4 protein-coding genes are annotated in these 2,690 nt (G+C 32.6%); 1 reads left to right on the top strand and 3 read right to left on the bottom strand.

Annotated features, from left to right (window positions below; translation table 11 throughout):
* Nucleotides 1–851: PAS domain-containing protein (locus tag RQ763_RS11260; RefSeq protein WP_314153072.1), on the bottom strand; the 851-nt coding region annotated here is incomplete at its 3' end.
* 288 nt (nt 852–1,139) lie between these two features.
* On the opposite strand from RQ763_RS11260, the gene RQ763_RS11255 reads away from it, so the two are divergent.
* Complete coding sequence (locus tag RQ763_RS11255; protein ID WP_314153071.1) at nt 1,140–1,415, top strand: helix-turn-helix transcriptional regulator; 276 nt, start codon at nt 1,140–1,142, stop codon at nt 1,413–1,415.
* Here the strand turns inward: RQ763_RS11255 and RQ763_RS11250 are convergent.
* Nucleotides 1,412–2,191, bottom strand: coding sequence for an EI24 domain-containing protein (locus RQ763_RS11250; protein ID WP_314153070.1), 780 nt, complete (start codon nt 2,189–2,191; stop codon nt 1,412–1,414). The genes RQ763_RS11255 and RQ763_RS11250 overlap by 4 nt on opposite strands.
* On the bottom strand, nt 2,188–2,690 hold a 503-nt coding region (locus RQ763_RS11245), incomplete at its 5' end, for a DUF3137 domain-containing protein (RefSeq protein WP_314153069.1). The genes RQ763_RS11250 and RQ763_RS11245, both read right to left, overlap by 4 nt.

Below are 2,690 nucleotides of genomic sequence, written 5' to 3'. Positions count from 1 at the left end.
AACTCTTTTTCCAAAGTTATGTCAACTGCTATACCGCAAATTTTTACCTCTTCATTTTCATCTTTTAGAGGAAATTTTTTTACAAAAAAGATTTTTCTCTCATCTTCTAAGTCTATTTCTACTTCAGTAGTAGTTGGCTTTTTCTCATTTATGACCGTTAAATCATCAATATTTAAACTCTCTACTACATCTTTTGGAAATAAATCTGCATCTTTTTTCCCTACTATCTCCGCGTTAAATATTTTATAAAAGGCGCTGTTTGCAAATATATATGTTCCGTCTCTGCTCTTTTCAAATATAATGGAATCTATAGCATCAAGAATATTCTTCATATTGTTTTTTTCAATACGTATTACTTTTAGATACTTATCAAGATAGCGTAGAGATCTTTTAAATATAGTTTGATAGTAAAAAATAATGAGTATGATGTTCAAAATACCGATGATTGAGAGTTTTGTAAACGTCTCTGAGTATATTTGATTGTAGCTTTGCTCACAACGATCAACAAAATCATTAAGTACGGTAAATATCTCATCTCTGTTGTTTATAAGTTTTGCATGCAATTTCTCATCTGGAACTTCAATATATAAATGCGCTGTCTCTATAAAATCTTTTATAGGTCTGTTTTTTAAACTCTCTATGCTGATATTAGGCGCATCTGTTTTGATTAGATTTAAAAGTTTTTTTTCGTTTGAAGAGTACTCAGATACTTCTGTCTTTAATCTTTCTAATGCATCATTGTCATTTAGTAAAAAATGATTGTTAAGTTCAAAAATTATTTTTTGCGAAAGCACGCGTTGTTTACCGGCGATATTGATTAGTTCCGCACAATATTTACTTTTGTACCCCATATTTATAAGCGTAATAATACCAAATAAAAAAATCAAAAAAATTAATATTAGCGCAATTAAATTTATTTTTTTGAGTTTATGTATATCTGACACATTTACCTCTTTTATTGGAGTATAATGATTTAGTTTATGTCATTTCAGGCTTAATCAATAATTTAAATTTATGATTAAACTAAAGAATTGATTTTATAAAAATAGTTGGTATATTTTTACTTTATAAGAAGATTTTTTCAACCTACTATAGCAGGTTGAATAAAAGTCGCTTTAAAACTAGAATAAGCCAAAAAAATGGCAGAGTGGATTTACATGAAATTTGAATTTTCAAAAGAAGAGATAGAAGATATCCACAGAAAAATAGGGCTCGCAGTAAGAAAATATAGAGAAAACAAAGGGGTCACCCAGCTTGATTTATCCTTAGAAATGGGCAATAAGTCTGTAAGTTTGGTCTCCGCTGCAGAGCTCTTTAGAAACAAGAAACGTTTTAATATAGGACATCTTTATAAAATATCCAAGATTTTAAATGTTCCTATGGTTGCCTTTTTTGAAGGAGCATCAGATAGTTAGATGTTTCTTATCTTTTTTACCTCTAAAAAGTAGGTGTGTCCTAGGTAGATAACAAAAAAGATTGCCCCAAAAAATATAGCAAAAGGAACAAGTGAAACAAGGTAGAGGAGAAGAGTTTTTACTCTAATGTTGTTTTTGTTGAAAAACTCTATCTGTTTTACCTCTTCCTTTGTGCAGATACTTGAAGAGACATCAAAAGTCAGCATCTTATGAAAAAAGTAGTAAAGCGGTACGTTGATTGCCACAATGTTTACAAGCGGTACAAAATAAAAAGGTATAAGTAAAAAGAAGAGCAAAATCATAATTGCTGCGTACTTTATGGCTAAAAAAATTGCGTGTATAGGGTTTGAGTAGCCTACCATCTCAATATCTCTGTAGTGTCTTAAATGAAGCTCTTTTAATACAAACGGCGTTAAAAAACCGATGATAATTATTGCCACGAAGATAGAGAGATATATTGTTAAAAAACCGCCGATTATGTAGATGAAGAAAGTTGCCAGCCATGAAGTTATGGTGTAACTCATCAAAAATTTCATAATTGCCGAACCTTCAAGCTCTGCTTCCATGGTCTCTGTGTGAGGAATGCCGTTTTGTATAGTTGTTTGGGAACTCTCGACATGCATAGTGCCGAGTTGTTCTACGCCGACGCCGGCAACGACAAAGAAAAGTATATACATAACAATGATGCTTATGATAAAGGGCAAAAGGGCGTATTTGAGCATTTTGGGCGTTAAAAAATCCTTGATGCTTTGTAGTAATAAATCTTTCTCGCTCATCTCTTGCTCCATAGTTTTTGGTTTAGTTTTAGTTCTTCAACGAGACCTATCGCCAGATGCAGAGTTTTTATATACTCCATGGCTATTTTATAGTCTAAAAGTGAATGAAAGATAGACGGCTCAAAAAGATCTTTGTTATAACTGATAGCCATGTAGATATGTGTGCCGACAAATGAGATATGAATTTTATGGTCTGATTTTTCTTTAAAAGCAAGGAGCTTTTTCATAAGCGAATTTGAGAGGATATATCTTGCTTCTACTTGATTGGTAGAGTATACGACAAACTCTTTTTCAAACTCCGGGTCATCCATTTTGACAAGCTCATCTCTTGCCATATTATTTGACTGCATCCAGTGACCTATAACATCGCCAAACGTATTTTGAGCAGTGTCTGGCAGAATAACGGTCTCGCCGCTGAAGTGCTTGTTGAAATCGGCAACTATAAAAAGCCCCTGAAAAAGGGTACTCCAGTTTTCTCTTCCTTTGGAGCTTTTTTGCC

This window comes from Sulfurimonas sp., from assembly GCF_032250635.1.
In the GTDB taxonomy this organism is placed as follows: Bacteria; Campylobacterota; Campylobacteria; order Campylobacterales; family Sulfurimonadaceae; genus Sulfurimonas.
The sequence above is the reverse complement of the archived record's forward strand: the minus strand, read 5'-3'. Positions and strand labels throughout refer to the sequence as shown.

Bases quoted from the DNA above. Each gene is read 5' to 3' on its own strand.
- RQ763_RS11250 (WP_314153070.1), bottom strand. From the start codon at position 2,191: ATGAGCGAGAAAGATTTATTACTACAAAGCATCAAGGATTTTTTAACG.
- RQ763_RS11255 (WP_314153071.1), top strand. From the start codon at position 1,140: ATGGCAGAGTGGATTTACATGAAATTTGAATTTTCAAAAGAAGAGATA.